We start from the raw sequence: 13,583 nt of genomic DNA on the forward strand, positions 1-13,583 counted from the left end.
GCTCATAATGCAGTTTTGGAGTGGCGTTCTGGCTACGCGTGGAAATGGGTTTTGGGGAGACTTTACCTCGGATGAGCGAGCAGTTAACGGATCAGATTCTTGTTGAAAGGGTCCAGAAGGGAGATCAGAAAGCCTTTAACTTACTGGTGGTGCGCTATCAGCATAAAGTGGCGAGTCTGGTCTCTCGTTATGTCCCTTCAGGCGATGTGCCTGACGTAGCACAAGAGTCCTTTATTAAAGCCTATCGCGCGCTTGATTCTTTCAGGGGTGATAGCGCTTTTTATACCTGGCTCTACCGTATTGCTGTGAATACAGCGAAAAATTACCTGGTTGCTCAGGGGCGCAGGCCGCCATCCAGCGATGTGGATGCGAATGAAGCGGAAAACTTCGAAAGCGGCGGCGCGCTGAAAGAAATTTCGAACCCTGAGAACTTAATGTTGTCAGAAGAACTGCGACAAATCGTTTTCCGCACTATTGAGTCTCTCCCGGAAGATTTACGTATGGCAATTACGTTACGGGAGCTGGATGGCCTAAGCTATGAAGAGATAGCGGTCATCATGGATTGCCCGGTGGGTACAGTTCGTTCTCGTATCTTCCGTGCGCGGGAAGCCATTGATAATAAAGTTCAACCGCTTATCAGGCGTTGACGATAGCGGGATACTGGAAAAGGTATTAGGCATGCAGAAAGAAAAACTTTCCGCTTTAATGGATGGTGAGACCCTGGATAACGAACTGCTCAGCGAGCTGTCCCGTGATCCAGAAATGCAGCGAACCTGGGCGAGTTACCACCTCATCCGTGATTCAATGCGTGGTGATACTGCCGACCTGCTGCATTTCGATATCTCCGATCGGGTTATGGCCGCGATTGAGAGTGACGCCGTGCAGCCTGCGACGCCGCTTATCCCTGAAGCGCAGCCGGCACCACAGCAATGGCAGAAGATGCCGTTCTGGCACAAAGTACGTCCGTGGGCGAGCCAGCTCACCCAGATGGGCGTTGCGGCATGCGTATCGTTAGCTGTCATTGTTGGCGTTCAGCACTATAATGGCCAGGCTGAATCCACCCAACAGCCCGAAGCGCCAGTGTTTAACACACTGCCGATGATGGGCAAAGCGAGCCCGGTGAGCCTGGGTGTTCCGGCTGATGCGACGGCAAGTGCCGGTCAACAGCAGCAGGTTCAGGAACAGCGTCGTCGCATCAATGCGATGCTGCAGGATTACGAACTGCAACGCCGTTTGCACGCTGAGCAGCTTCAGTTTGAACAGGCGCAGACTCAGCAGGCCGCTGTCCAGGTGCCAGGAAATCAAACCTTAGGAACGCAATCGCAGTAATGAAGCAACTTTGGTGTGCCCTCTCTTTTGTGGCTGCTGGTCTACTTTGCTCAACTAACGCCTCGGCTGATGTTTCATCCGGGGCGTTGTTACAGCAGATGAATGTAGCGAGCCAGTCTCTCAATTACGAACTCTCCTTTATCAGCATCAACAAACAGGGTGTCGAATCGCTGCGCTATCGTCATGCGCGTCTCGACAACCAGGCGCTTGCGCAGCTGCTGCAGATGGATGGCCCGCGCCGCGAAGTGGTGCAGCGTGGCAATGAGATCAGCTACTTCGAGCCAGGCCTTGAGCCCTTCACCCTCAACGGTAACTACATCGTCGATTCGCTGCCGTCGCTGGTCTATACCGACTTCAAACGTCTTTCGCCGTACTACGACTTTATCTCTGTCGGGCGCACGCGCATTGCCGACAGGCTGTGTGAAGTGATCCGCGTCGTGGCGCGTGACGGTACGCGCTACAGCTACATTGTCTGGATGGACGAAGAGAGCCGGCTGCCGATGCGCGTCGATCTGCTCGATCGCGATGGTGAAACTCTTGAGCAGTTCCGTGTGATTGCGTTTAACGTCAATCCTCAGGTAAGCGACAGCATGCAAACGCTGGCGAAAGCGAGCCTGCCGCCGCTGCTTTCGGTGCCGACGGGCGACAAAGTGAACTTTAACTGGGTGCCGTCATGGCTGCCGCAGGGCTTCACCGAAGTTGCCAGCAGCCGCCGTCAGCTGCCGACCGTCGATGTGCCCGTCGAATCACGCCTCTACTCCGATGGATTGTTCAGCTTCTCGGTTAACATCAACCGTGCAAATCAGAACAGCAGCGACCAGATGCTGCGCACCGGTCGACGCACTGTCAGCACAACCGTGCGTGACAACGCCGAAATTACTATCGTGGGCGAGTTGCCGCCGCAAACGGCAAAACGCATTGCGGATAACGTCAAATTCAGGGCCGCACAATGATCAAAGAGTGGGCAACCGTCGTCTCCTGGCAGCATGGCCAGGCGCTGGTCGAGTGTGACGTGAAAGCCTCCTGCAGCAGCTGCGCCTCGCGCGCCGGCTGCGGTAGCCGCGTACTCAACAAGCTTGGCCCGCAAACCACCCATACCATCGCCGTACCCTGCGCTGAGCCGCTGGAGCCGGGGCAGAAAGTGGAGCTGGGTATTGCGGAGAGCAGCCTGCTTGGCTCTGCGGTGCTGGTCTACATGACGCCGCTGCTTGGCCTGTTTGTAATGGGCGCGCTGTTCCAGACGCTGTTCGGCAACGATATGGCGGCCTTTAGCGGCGCCGTGCTGGGCGGTATCGGCGGTTTTCTGCTGGCGCGCGGTCTCTCGCCAAAGCTTGCCACCCGTAGCGAATGGCAGCCAATAATCCTTAGCGTCGGCCTGCCGCCGAACCTTATTCGCGTCGATGACGCATCCGCTGAAAGTCGCCCCTGATCCTGCCTGTTACCGCTTACAAAGTGTGGGCGGTTTGAGCATTTCCCCGCGTTGTGGTTGTAGTGTAGAATGCGGCGTTTCAGTACATTGACGTCAGGCGCGAACAGGCCTCTTAGTTACTCGTAAGGCATAAAATCTCACTCTATGAAGAATATTCGTAACTTTTCGATCATCGCTCACATCGACCACGGTAAATCGACGCTGTCTGACCGTATTATTCAGATTTGCGGTGGTCTCTCCGATCGCGAAATGGCAGCCCAGGTGCTGGACTCCATGGATCTCGAGCGCGAACGCGGCATTACCATTAAAGCCCAGAGCGTGACGCTGGATTACAAAGCCACCGATGGCGAAACCTATCAGCTGAACTTTATCGACACCCCGGGCCACGTTGACTTCTCCTACGAAGTTTCCCGCTCGCTGGCCGCCTGTGAAGGTGCGCTGCTGGTGGTTGACGCAGGCCAGGGCGTGGAAGCGCAGACGCTGGCGAACTGCTACACCGCGATGGAGATGGATCTGGAAGTGGTGCCGGTCTTGAACAAAATCGACCTGCCGGCGGCCGATCCTGAGCGCGTAGCGGAAGAGATTGAAGATATCGTCGGCATCGACGCTACCGATGCGGTGCGCTGCTCGGCGAAAACCGGCGTTGGCGTACCGGATGTTCTTGAGCGCCTGGTGCGCGACATTCCGCCGCCGGAGGGCGATCCTGACGCTCCGCTGCAGGCGCTGATCATCGACTCCTGGTTCGATAACTACCTCGGCGTAGTCTCGCTAGTGCGTATCAAAAACGGCACCATGCGCAAAGGCGACAAGATCAAAGTGATGAGCACCGGCCAGGTCTATAACGCTGACCGTCTTGGTATCTTCACGCCGAAGCAGATCGATCGTACCGAACTGAAGTGCGGCGAAGTAGGCTGGTTAGTCTGCGCCATCAAAGACATTCTCGGCGCGCCGGTAGGGGATACCCTGACCGCTGCCCGTAACCCGGCAGACAAAGCGCTGCCCGGCTTTAAAAAGGTGAAACCGCAGGTTTACGCCGGTCTCTTCCCGGTTAGCTCCGACGACTACGAGAACTTCCGTGACGCCCTCGGCAAGCTGAGCCTTAACGATGCCTCCCTGTTCTACGAACCGGAAAGCTCCACCGCGCTCGGCTTCGGTTTCCGCTGCGGCTTCCTCGGCCTGCTGCATATGGAGATCATCCAGGAGCGTCTGGAGCGTGAATACGATCTTGACCTCATCACCACGGCACCAACCGTAGTGTATGAAGTGCAGACCACCAACAAAGAGGTGATCTACGTCGACAGCCCTTCCAAGCTGCCGCCGCTGAACAACATCGAAGAGCTGCGCGAGCCGATCGCCGAGTGTCATATGCTGCTGCCGCAGGAGTTCCTCGGTAACGTCATTACCCTCTGCATCGAGAAACGCGGCGTGCAGACCAACATGGTTTACCACGGTAAACAGGTGGCGCTGACCTACGAAATCCCGATGGCGGAAGTGGTGCTCGACTTCTTCGACCGTCTGAAGTCCACCTCGCGCGGTTATGCTTCGCTGGATTACAACTTCAAACGCTTCCAGGCCTCCAACATGGTGCGCGTTGACGTGCTGATCAACGGCGATCGCGTCGATGCGCTGGCGCTGATCACCCACAACGATAACGCGCCGTATCGCGGTCGCGAGCTGGTCGAGAAGATGAAAGAGCTGATCCCGCGTCAGCAGTTTGATATCGCGATTCAGGCGGCGATTGGCAACCACATCATTGCCCGCTCAACCGTGAAACAGCTGCGTAAAAACGTTCTGGCGAAGTGCTACGGCGGCGACGTCAGCCGTAAGAAGAAGCTGTTGCAGAAACAGAAAGACGGTAAGAAACGCATGAAGCAGGTTGGTAACGTTGAGCTGCCGCAGGAAGCGTTCCTCGCCATTCTCCATGTTGGCAAAGAGAGCAAATAACCTAAAGGAGTTGGCATGGCGAACATGTTTGCCCTGATCCTGGTGATCGCGACGCTGGTGACAGGTTTTTTATGGTGCCTGGATAAGTTTATTTTTGCACCGAAACGCCGGGAGCGTCAGGCCGCTGCGCAGGCAGCGACGGGCGATGCGCTTGATGCGAAGACGCTGAAAAAAGTTGGCCCGAAACCGGGCTGGCTGGAGACGGGGGCTTCGGTTTTCCCGGTGCTGGCGATTGTGCTGGTGGTGCGTTCATTTATCTATGAACCCTTCCAGATCCCGTCAGGCTCGATGATGCCAACGCTTTTGATCGGCGATTTTATTCTGGTGGAGAAGTTTGCCTACGGCATTAAAGATCCTATCTACCAGAAAACGCTGATCGAAACCGGTCATCCGAAACGTGGCGACATCGCGGTGTTTAAGTACCCGGACGATCCACGCCTCGATTACATCAAGCGCGTGGTCGGCCTGCCGGGCGATAAAGTGAGCTACGATCCGGTGACGAAACAGGTTACCGTGCAGCCAAATTGCAGTTCCGGCCAGGCGTGCGGCAACGCGCTGCCTGTCACCTACAGCAATGTGGAAGAGAGCGATTTTGTGCAGACCTTTGGCCGTCGTAACGGCGGCGAAGCGAGCAGCGGCTTCTTCCAGATGGCAAAAGGGCAGAGCATGGCAGACGGCGTGCGTCTTACCGAGCGTAAAGAGACGCTGGGCGACGTCACGCACCGTATTCTCAACGTGCCCATCGCGCAGGATCAGCTCGGTATTTACTACCGTCAGCAGAACCAGCCGCTGGCCACCTGGATTGTGCCGCCGGGTCACTACTTCATGATGGGTGACAACCGCGATAACAGCGCAGACAGCCGCTACTGGGGCTTTGTGCCGGAAGCGAATCTGGTTGGCCGCGCGACGGCAATCTGGATGAGTTTCGAGAAACAGGAAGGTGAATGGCCGACAGGCGTGCGCCTGAATCGTATCGGCGGAATTCATTGATTCAGCGGGGCGTAATTATTCTTGTTGCGCCCCGAATTATTTCCAGGATTATTCCCTTCTTACTAACGACATCCCTCCTCGTTGCGTATAGAATATTCCCCCGAAGTTTAAGGCTGGCCCTCCGGGTGCCACAGCACACGAAACCGCGTTGGTTCTTCAGGTCGGTTTCGTGTGCTGCATTGTTGACGCATTTATTTATTGGTAACGCATGAACCCCATCGTAATTAATCGGCTTCAGCGGAAGCTGGGCTACACTTTTCAACATCACGATCTGTTGCAGCAGGCTTTAACTCACCGCAGCGCCAGTAGCAAACATAACGAGCGTCTCGAATTTCTCGGCGACTCGATTTTAAGTTTTGTGATCGCCAATGCCCTCTATCACCGTTTTCCACGTGTGGATGAAGGGGATATGAGCCGCATGCGCGCGACGCTGGTACGCGGTAATACGCTGGCGGAAATCGCCCGCGAATTTGAGCTGGGCGAGTGCCTGCGCCTCGGGCCGGGTGAGTTGAAAAGCGGCGGCTTTCGCCGTGAATCGATTTTAGCGGATACCGTAGAGGCATTGATCGGCGGCGTGTTCCTGGATAGCGACATCCAGACCGTTGAGCAATTGATCCTCAGCTGGTATCAGACGCGCCTCGACGAAATCAGTCCTGGCGATAAACAAAAAGATCCGAAAACGCGCCTGCAGGAGTTCTTGCAGGGTCGCCATCTGCCGCTGCCCTCCTATCTGGTGGTGCAGGTGCGTGGCGAAGCGCACGATCAGGAATTTACTATCCACTGCCAGGTCAGCGGCCTGAGCGAACCGGTGGTTGGCACGGGTTCCAGCCGTCGCAAGGCGGAGCAGGCTGCCGCCGAACAGGCGCTGAAAAAACTGGAGTTGGAATGAGCACTGAAACTGAAAACACCTACTGCGGATTTATCGCCATCGTTGGACGTCCCAACGTCGGCAAATCCACACTGCTGAACAAGCTGCTCGGGCAGAAGATCTCGATCACCTCCCGTAAAGCGCAAACCACGCGCCACCGTATCGTCGGCATCCATACCGAAGGGGCTTATCAGGCGGTCTACGTCGATACCCCCGGTCTGCATATGGAAGAGAAGCGCGCCATCAACCGCCTGATGAACAAAGCGGCCAGCAGCTCTATCGGCGACGTTGAGCTGGTGATCTTCGTCGTTGAAGGCACGCGCTGGACGGCAGATGACGAAATGGTGCTGAACAAGCTGCATGACGCCCGTGCACCGGTGATCCTTGCGGTGAACAAAGTGGATAACGTGCAGGAGAAAGCCGATCTGTTGCCGCACCTGCAGTTCCTGGCAAGCCAGATGAACTTCCTCGACATCGTGCCGCTCTCTGCGGAAACCGGCATGAACGTTGATACCATCGCCAGCGTCGTGCGCAAGCATCTGCCAGAAGCGATTCACCACTTCCCGGAAGATTACGTCACTGACCGCTCGCAGCGCTTTATGGCCTCTGAAATCATCCGCGAAAAGCTGATGCGTTTCCTTGGCGCAGAGCTGCCGTACTCGGTCACCGTCGAGATCGAACGCTTTATTACCAACGAGCGCGGCGGGTATGACATCAACGGCCTGATCCTCGTTGAGCGCGAAGGGCAGAAGAAGATGGTGATTGGCAACAAAGGCGCCAAAATCAAAACCATCGGCATCGAAGCCCGTAAAGATATGGAAGAGATGTTCGAAGCCAAAGTTCACCTTGAACTGTGGGTCAAAGTGAAATCGGGCTGGGCCGATGACGAGCGCGCGCTGCGCAGTCTCGGTTATGTCGACGATCTCTGAGTAACACCGGATGGAGGGATGGCAGCGTGCCTTCGTTCTTCATAGCCGTCCCTGGAGCGAAACCAGCTTAATGCTGGACGTATTCACGGAAGAGTCCGGTCGTGTGCGCCTGGTTGCCAAAGGCGCACGCTCTAAACGTTCCAACCTCAAAGGCGCTTTGCAGCCCTTTACCCCTCTGCTGGTGCGCTTTGGCGGGCGCGGTGAAGTCAAAACCCTGCGCAGTGCCGAAGCGGTCTCGCTGGCGCTGCCGTTAAGCGGCATCACCCTCTACAGCGGTCTCTACGTCAATGAACTCATCTCCCGCGTGCTGGAGCATGAGACGCGCTTCTCCGAACTCTTTTTTGATTATCTGCACTGTATCCAGGCGTTGGCCGGCGTCAGTGGCTCGCCGGAGCCGGTGCTGCGCCGCTTTGAGCTGGCGCTGCTCGGTCATCTCGGTTACGGCGTCGATTTTCTGCACTGTGCGGGGAGCGGCGAGGCGGTGGAAGATGGCATGACCTATCGCTACCGCGAAGAGAAGGGCTTTATCGCCAGCGTCGTGGTCGACAACACCACCTTCACCGGGCGACACTTACGCGCGCTCTCCGAGCGGGAGTTTCCGGACAGCGACACGTTGCGTGCCGCAAAGCGCTTTACCCGCATCGCCCTGAAGCCGTATCTTGGAGGCAAGCCGCTCAAAAGCCGGGAGTTATTCCGGCAGTTTGTGCCTAAGCGCTAGCGGCAGGATCACAGACCAGGCGGGGCGAAGACCGCGCCGGAAATTTTGCGAAACTGAGGATTGTCATGGCTGAATTACTGTTGGGCGTAAACATCGATCATATTGCCACTCTGCGCAACGCGCGCGGCACCGCTTACCCGGATCCGGTGCAGGCGGCGTTTATTGCCGAGCAGGCAGGTGCCGATGGGATTACCGTCCATCTGCGTGAAGATCGTCGCCATATCACCGACAGAGATGTGCGTATCCTGCGCCAGACGCTGCACACGCGCATGAACCTTGAAATGGCTGTTACCGACGAGATGCTGGCGATTGCCTGCGAAACGAAGCCGCACTTCTGCTGCCTGGTGCCGGAAAAGCGCCAGGAAGTGACCACCGAAGGCGGGCTGGACGTGGCCGGCCAGCGCGACAAAATGCGCGATGCCTGCCAGCGCCTGGCGCAGGCGGGGATTCAGGTGTCGCTGTTTATCGATGCCGATAACGCGCAGATCAAAGCCGCGGCGGAAGTGGGCGCGCCCTGGATCGAAATCCACACCGGCTGTTACGCCGATGCTGAAAACGAGGCCGCGCAGGCGAAAGAGCTGGAGCGCATTGCCAACGCCGCGACCTATGCTGCCAGCCTCGGGCTGAAAGTGAACGCCGGTCATGGTCTGACTTACCACAATGTTAAAGCGATCGCCGCGCTGCCAGAGATGCACGAGCTGAATATTGGGCACGCAATTATTGGCCGTGCGGTAATGAGCGGCCTGAAAGAGGCGGTGGCAGAGATGAAACGTTTGATGCTGGAAGCACGCGCATAATGGCTATCTTAGGACTGGGCACCGATATCGTTGAGATGGCACGCATTGAAGCCGTGGTTGCCCGCAGCGGCGACCGGCTGGCGAAGCGCGTGCTCAGCCCTAATGAATGGGCGCTCTACGAGGCGCACCAGCAGCCGGTGCGCTTTCTCGCCAAACGCTTTGCGGTAAAAGAGGCGGCGGCAAAGGCACTCGGCACCGGCATTCGCAACGGCCTGGCGTTCAATCAGTTCGAAGTCTTTAACGATGAGCTGGGGAAACCGAGCCTGCGCCTGTGGGGTGAAGCCGAAAGGCTGGCAGAGCGGATGGGCGTGCGTTCTGTGCACGTCACGCTGGCGGATGAGCGCCACTACGCTTGTGCGACGGTGATTATCGAGAGTTAGATTTTGTCAGAGTGGTGCAGCAGCACAAATTTATCCCACAGCTGCTCTTCACTCTCTTGATGTGCCGGATCTTTCAGGATGGTATTGGGGATCGGGCACACTTTCTGGCAGGTCGGCGTATCGTAATGGCCCACGCACTCGGTGCAGCGGTCGCTGTTAATCTCATAAATGCTCTCGCCGAGCGAAATCGCCTCATTCGGGCACTCCGGCTCGCACATATCGCAGTTGATGCATTTTTTGGTAATTAACAGCGCCATCAGGAAATTCTCAGAAACAACACAAACAGGGCGGGCATTATACGATGATTGCCTGCTCAAACCAGTTTTTTTACCAACTCCTCGCTGTGGCGAATACGCTCCGGGGCATGCTCCAGATCCTGCTGAACCAGCGCCATAAAAAGCAGATCCGTCAGCATCATCTGGGCGCTGGTGGAGGAGATGGCCGCGCTGCGCGTCGCCTGCTCTTCCGCAATGGTATAGAGCGAGTGGGTCGCGCGCTGCTGTAATGCATTGGGGGTAAAACCGGTGATCGCGAGGATCTTTGCTCCCACGCGTAACGCTTCGTCAGCCGCCAGATTGATCTCGCGGCGTTCGCCTGAGTAGGAGACCGGCAGCAGCAGATCGCCCGGCTCCAGCGCCTGCACCGCTGCCAGCAGCGCGTGCATATCCTGTTCAACAATGGCGTTCAGGCCAATCTTCATCAGCTTCCAGCCAAAATTACGCGCCACCAGGCCCGACGCGCCGATACCGGTCAGCACGATGCGCCGCGATTCGCGCAGCAGGCGCACGCTCTCCAGCAGCTTCTCTTCGCTGTTCACATCCAGCGAGGCGTGCATCGCGCTCTGGTACTCTTTAATCAGTTTCTCGCCGACCACGCGCAGGGCATCATCGCCGCGAATTTTATTATGCACCGGTACGGAGTAGGGGTTAGGGTTGCTGGCCAGCGCTTCGCTGATCGCCAGCTTCATTGCCGGGAAGCCTTTGAATTCCATCTTCTGCGCGAATTTCACTACGCTCGACTGGCTGACACCCGCTTCCGCCGCCAGCTGCTGCGAGCTTAAATGGCGGGCGCGATCGGGGTTTTCGAGCAGAAATTCCGCCAGCTTTTTATCACTCTGCGCAAGGCCGGGATAGCGCTGGCGAATGCGGATCAAACAGTTCATACGATCTCCGGGGTGTTCACGTAATTCACTGCCTGGTGCATTACGCGGATGAATTAACTATTCCATCCATGGGCGGTGATTATGAATTAAAAATTCTGGCAGCACAAAGTTTCTCCGCGTAGCGTTTGATAGCGATCAACTGGGAAGGCCAGACCCACTCGCTTTCACCTGTGGCGCGCTCTCAAGACGGCGGATTGCGGGTACCAGACCCGCGCCGATACAGGCCAAAATCACCACCAGCGCCGAGGTGGTTAACACCGTTTCGCTGCCAAAATGCATCGCCAGCGGCCCGGCTGCCAGTTCGCCCACCGGAATGGCAATAAACGATCCCATCGCATCCCAGGCGTAGACCCGCGCCAGCTTCTCCGCCGGAATGTGCGTTTGCAGCGACTGCGCCCACGCCACGCCGAAAAGGCCGAAGACGATCCCGGCGCAAAAGAATGCCGCCATCAGCCAGGATGCCGGTGCCGCCTGGCCGAGCAGCCAGGTAGGCACGGCGCAGAACGCCATCAGCACCACGCCGATAAAGAGATCGCGTTTAGGCCGCCAGCGCAGCGCCAGGAACGAGCCGACAATCAGACCCACGCTCTGCGCGGCGATAATCAGCCCCCACTGTGTTCGCCCAAAAGCGCTGTCGGCAATCACCGGGCCGAGCACCATCACAATTCCGCTGAAAGCGGCGTTAATCAGGGTGAACTGCACCACCACCGACCAGACCCAGGGACGGCTGGCGAACTCTTTCCAGCCGTCGCGCAGATCCTGCAGGATATTGCTGGTCGCCTCTGCGGCTTTGATAGTACCGACGCGAATCGCGTAATAGAGCGGTGCCGAGGCAGCAAAGCCGAGCGCATCAATGGCCAGCCCCCAGCCGGGGCCGACCGCGCTGGTCAGGATACCGCCGAGCGAGGCACCGATGACCGTCCCGCTGTAAATCCCAAGCTGTAGCAGCGCGTTCGCTTCGCGGCGCAGGTGAACGGGCACGGTTTGCGGCACCAGCGCCGAGGAGGCGGGAAGGGCAATGCCCGCTGCTGCACCATTAAGCGTGCCAAGCAGGGCAAGCAACATGACGCTGGCTGAGCCATCAAGCACCAGCCAGGCGACCGCACCCTGCGAAAGAGCGGCGACAAGAGAGGAGAGCACCATCACGCGGCTGCGGGAGTAGCGATCCGCCAGCACGCCGCCAATCAATAAAAACGCGACGTTAAACAGCGAGCGTGCCGCCACCACCAAGCCAAGATCGGCCGCCGAGCCGCCAATATCGAGCACCGCGAAAGCCAGCGCGATCGGCGCGATACCGTTGCCCAGCACGGTAAGCAGGCGGGCGGAAAAGAGGTAGCGAAAGGCTGGGATCTGTAAGGCGCGTCGCGGCGTTGTGCGGGGTGCTGGAGTCATTGTCACCTGTATTAAGTAGGGGAGAAAACGTGTGGCGCGTATTATTGCAGGTATTGATAACAGGCTGTTACCGGAAAAGTGAGGATCTATCTGTTAGGCTAGTTGTAGTGTAATCGCCAAACGGAGCGTCCCGGCGATGGAGCGTTAACCCACAGAGGAATATCTTTTGGCTACCAGTGAACGCCGCGTTGTATTTTTTGACCTTGATGGAACATTACATCAGCAGGATATGTTCGGCACCTTTTTGCGGTATCTGCTGCGACATCATCCGCTCAATGCGCTGCTTGTGCTGCCGCTGTTACCGGTGATTGGTGCCGGGCTGCTGATAAAGGGCCGCGCCGCGCGCTGGCCGATGAGCCTGCTGTTATGGGGCTGCACCTTTGGTCACAGCGAGCGCCATCTCAACGCCCTGCAGCAGAAATTCGCCGACTGGTTCCGCGGGCACGTCACGGCTTTTCCGGTGGTGCAGACGCGGTTAACCAACTATCTGGCCGCCTCGGATGCGGATATCTGGCTCATCACCGGGTCGCCGCAGTCGCTGGTTGAGCAGGTCTATTTCGATACGCCCTGGCTGCCGCGCGTCAATGTCATCGCCAGCCAGATGACCCGCGGCTACGGCGGTTGGGTGCTGACTCTGCGCTGCCTCGGGCATGAGAAAGTCGCGCAATTAGAGCGCAAAATCGGTACGCCGCTGCGTCTTTACAGCGGCTACAGCGACAGTAAACAGGACAACCCGTTGCTCTACTTCTGCCAGCACCGCTGGCGCGTTACGCGCCGTGGCGAACTGCAACAGCTTGAGTAGTGTCGAACGTATTAGGGGTGTGTATAATGCGCCCCGCCTGAATTACTGGAGTTTATACCTTTGTCCAATCCCGAACTGACTCACGAACACTGGATGCGTTATGCGCTGACGCTGGCGAAGCGCGCCTGGGAAGAGGGCGAAGTGCCCGTGGGCGCGGTGCTGGTGCATAACAACCAGGTGATTGGCGAAGGGTGGAACCGCCCGATTGGCCGTCACGATCCCACCGCGCACGCGGAGATTATGGCGCTGCGCCAGGGCGGGCTGGTGCTGCAAAACTACCGGCTGATCGACACCACGCTTTACGTGACGCTGGAGCCCTGCGTGATGTGCGCGGGCGCCATGGTACATAGCCGCATCGGGCAACTGGTGTTTGGCGCGCGGGATGCGAAAACCGGCGCGGCAGGGTCGTTGATGGATGTGCTCCATCACCCGGGGATGAATCACCGGGTCGAGTTTACCGAAGGCGTGCTGCGCGATGAGTGCGCCGCGATGTTAAGCGATTTCTTCCGCCAGCGTCGGCTGGAGAAGAAAGCCCTGAAAAGCGGCAACGCCTGATCAGCCCTTGCGGGCAATGCCTGATGGCGGCTTCGCCTTATCAGGCCTACGGGAGCGGTTACAGTGGGTCGAGGTTTTGTAGGCCGGATAAGCGCAGCGCCATCCGGCGGGCAGTGCCTGATGGCGGCTTCGCCTTATCAGGCCTACGGGAGGGGTTAAAGTGGGTCGGGGTTTTGTAGGCCGGATAAGCGCAGCGCCATCCGGCGGGCAATGCCTGATGGCGGCTCCGCCTTATCACGCCTACAGGAGCGGTTACAGTTGGTCGGGTTTTGTAGGCCGGATAAGCGT

Annotated in this window: 16 protein-coding genes; 13 read left to right on the forward strand and 3 right to left on the reverse strand. The window is 57.8% G+C overall.

Annotation, left to right across the window (positions count from 1 at the left end; translation table 11 throughout):
* Positions 1-71 precede the first annotated feature (71 nt).
* The 11 genes from rpoE to acpS all read left to right on the forward strand — a co-directional run bounded on the left by rpoE (position 72) and on the right by acpS (position 9,384).
* Positions 72-647 (forward strand): RNA polymerase sigma factor RpoE, encoded by a 576-nt coding sequence (gene rpoE / locus IAE50_RS12665; RefSeq protein ID WP_042716751.1) that lies wholly within the window; start codon positions 72-74, stop codon positions 645-647.
* A 31-nt stretch (positions 648-678) separates the two neighbouring features.
* Entirely contained in the window at positions 679-1,329 is a 651-nt protein-coding gene (gene rseA / locus IAE50_RS12670) for an anti-sigma-E factor RseA (protein WP_023481278.1), read from the forward strand.
* Complete coding sequence (gene rseB / locus IAE50_RS12675) at positions 1,329-2,282, forward strand: sigma-E factor regulatory protein RseB (RefSeq protein ID WP_124967567.1); 954 nt, start codon at positions 1,329-1,331, stop codon at positions 2,280-2,282. The genes rseA and rseB overlap by 1 nt, the downstream gene beginning before the upstream one ends.
* Positions 2,279-2,758: a SoxR-reducing system protein RseC gene (gene rseC / locus IAE50_RS12680; RefSeq protein WP_023481219.1), complete on the forward strand. Its 480-nt coding sequence runs from the start codon at positions 2,279-2,281 to the stop codon at positions 2,756-2,758. Before rseB ends, rseC begins: the two co-directional genes overlap by 4 nt.
* Before the next feature lie 144 nt (positions 2,759-2,902).
* On the forward strand, positions 2,903-4,702 hold the full coding sequence (lepA, locus tag IAE50_RS12685; RefSeq protein ID WP_023481268.1) for a translation elongation factor 4: 1,800 nt from the start codon (positions 2,903-2,905) through the stop codon (positions 4,700-4,702).
* A gap of 15 nt (positions 4,703-4,717) precedes the next feature.
* Positions 4,718-5,692: a signal peptidase I gene (lepB, locus tag IAE50_RS12690; RefSeq protein ID WP_023481224.1), complete on the forward strand. Its 975-nt coding sequence runs from the start codon at positions 4,718-4,720 to the stop codon at positions 5,690-5,692.
* Positions 5,693-5,900: 208 nt separating this feature from the next.
* Positions 5,901-6,581, forward strand: coding sequence for a ribonuclease III (gene rnc / locus IAE50_RS12695; protein WP_076768826.1), 681 nt, complete (start codon positions 5,901-5,903; stop codon positions 6,579-6,581).
* Entirely contained in the window at positions 6,578-7,489 is a 912-nt protein-coding gene (era, locus tag IAE50_RS12700; RefSeq protein ID WP_200580405.1) for a GTPase Era, read from the forward strand. The genes rnc and era overlap by 4 nt, the downstream gene beginning before the upstream one ends.
* 10 nt (positions 7,490-7,499) lie before the next feature.
* On the forward strand, positions 7,500-8,207 hold the full coding sequence (gene recO / locus IAE50_RS12705) for a DNA repair protein RecO (RefSeq protein ID WP_023481189.1): 708 nt from the start codon (positions 7,500-7,502) through the stop codon (positions 8,205-8,207).
* Positions 8,208-8,272: 65 nt separating this feature from the next.
* Positions 8,273-9,004, forward strand: coding sequence for a pyridoxine 5'-phosphate synthase (pdxJ, locus tag IAE50_RS12710; RefSeq protein WP_200580406.1), 732 nt, complete (start codon positions 8,273-8,275; stop codon positions 9,002-9,004).
* Positions 9,004-9,384 carry a holo-ACP synthase gene (acpS, locus tag IAE50_RS12715; RefSeq protein WP_200580407.1) on the forward strand — a complete coding sequence of 127 codons (381 nt, stop codon included), beginning with the start codon at positions 9,004-9,006 and terminating at the stop codon, positions 9,382-9,384. Before pdxJ ends, acpS begins: the two co-directional genes overlap by 1 nt.
* Here acpS and IAE50_RS12720 read toward each other — a convergent pair.
* The 3 genes from IAE50_RS12720 to IAE50_RS12730 all read right to left on the reverse strand — a co-directional run bounded on the left by IAE50_RS12720 (position 9,381) and on the right by IAE50_RS12730 (position 11,938).
* Positions 9,381-9,641: a YfhL family 4Fe-4S dicluster ferredoxin gene (locus IAE50_RS12720; protein ID WP_042711614.1), complete on the reverse strand. Its 261-nt coding sequence runs from the start codon at positions 9,639-9,641 to the stop codon at positions 9,381-9,383. The genes acpS and IAE50_RS12720 overlap by 4 nt on opposite strands.
* A 56-nt stretch (positions 9,642-9,697) precedes the next feature.
* Positions 9,698-10,546, reverse strand: a complete 849-nt coding sequence (locus IAE50_RS12725; RefSeq protein ID WP_023481181.1) for a MurR/RpiR family transcriptional regulator — start codon at positions 10,544-10,546, stop codon at positions 9,698-9,700.
* Positions 10,547-10,681: 135 nt separating this feature from the next.
* Positions 10,682-11,938, reverse strand: coding sequence for an MFS transporter (locus tag IAE50_RS12730; protein ID WP_200580408.1), 1,257 nt, complete (start codon positions 11,936-11,938; stop codon positions 10,682-10,684).
* 166 nt (positions 11,939-12,104) lie between these two features.
* On the opposite strand from IAE50_RS12730, the gene yfhb reads away from it, so the two are divergent.
* Both yfhb and tadA read left to right on the forward strand, forming a co-directional pair.
* Positions 12,105-12,740 carry a phosphatidylglycerophosphatase C gene (gene yfhb, locus IAE50_RS12735; protein ID WP_034813854.1) on the forward strand — a complete coding sequence of 212 codons (636 nt, stop codon included), beginning with the start codon at positions 12,105-12,107 and terminating at the stop codon, positions 12,738-12,740.
* A 60-nt stretch (positions 12,741-12,800) separates the two neighbouring features.
* On the forward strand, positions 12,801-13,295 hold the full coding sequence (tadA, locus tag IAE50_RS12740; protein WP_042711617.1) for a tRNA adenosine(34) deaminase TadA: 495 nt from the start codon (positions 12,801-12,803) through the stop codon (positions 13,293-13,295).
* The last annotated feature ends 288 nt before the right edge of the window (positions 13,296-13,583 follow it).

Origin of the sequence: Kosakonia sp. S42 (genome assembly GCF_016624785.1) — a bacterium.
Classification (GTDB): Bacteria; Pseudomonadota; Gammaproteobacteria; order Enterobacterales; family Enterobacteriaceae; genus Kosakonia; species Kosakonia cowanii.

What these genes read in the sequence shown, in the direction of transcription:
- rpoE (WP_042716751.1), top strand. Translation starts at nt 72, where the DNA reads ATGAGCGAGCAGTTAACGGATCAGATTCTTGTTGAAAGGGTCCAGAAG.
- rseA (WP_023481278.1), top strand. Translation starts at nt 679, where the DNA reads ATGCAGAAAGAAAAACTTTCCGCTTTAATGGATGGTGAGACCCTGGAT.
- rseB (WP_124967567.1), top strand. Translation starts at nt 1,329, where the DNA reads ATGAAGCAACTTTGGTGTGCCCTCTCTTTTGTGGCTGCTGGTCTACTT.
- rseC (WP_023481219.1), top strand. Translation starts at nt 2,279, where the DNA reads ATGATCAAAGAGTGGGCAACCGTCGTCTCCTGGCAGCATGGCCAGGCG.
- lepA (WP_023481268.1), top strand. Translation starts at nt 2,903, where the DNA reads ATGAAGAATATTCGTAACTTTTCGATCATCGCTCACATCGACCACGGT.
- lepB (WP_023481224.1), top strand. Translation starts at nt 4,718, where the DNA reads ATGGCGAACATGTTTGCCCTGATCCTGGTGATCGCGACGCTGGTGACA.
- rnc (WP_076768826.1), top strand. Translation starts at nt 5,901, where the DNA reads ATGAACCCCATCGTAATTAATCGGCTTCAGCGGAAGCTGGGCTACACT.
- era (WP_200580405.1), top strand. Translation starts at nt 6,578, where the DNA reads ATGAGCACTGAAACTGAAAACACCTACTGCGGATTTATCGCCATCGTT.
- recO (WP_023481189.1), top strand. Translation starts at nt 7,500, where the DNA reads ATGGAGGGATGGCAGCGTGCCTTCGTTCTTCATAGCCGTCCCTGGAGC.
- pdxJ (WP_200580406.1), top strand. Translation starts at nt 8,273, where the DNA reads ATGGCTGAATTACTGTTGGGCGTAAACATCGATCATATTGCCACTCTG.
- acpS (WP_200580407.1), top strand. Translation starts at nt 9,004, where the DNA reads ATGGCTATCTTAGGACTGGGCACCGATATCGTTGAGATGGCACGCATT.
- IAE50_RS12720 (WP_042711614.1), bottom strand. Translation starts at nt 9,641, where the DNA reads ATGGCGCTGTTAATTACCAAAAAATGCATCAACTGCGATATGTGCGAG.
- IAE50_RS12725 (WP_023481181.1), bottom strand. Translation starts at nt 10,546, where the DNA reads ATGAACTGTTTGATCCGCATTCGCCAGCGCTATCCCGGCCTTGCGCAG.
- IAE50_RS12730 (WP_200580408.1), bottom strand. Translation starts at nt 11,938, where the DNA reads ATGACTCCAGCACCCCGCACAACGCCGCGACGCGCCTTACAGATCCCA.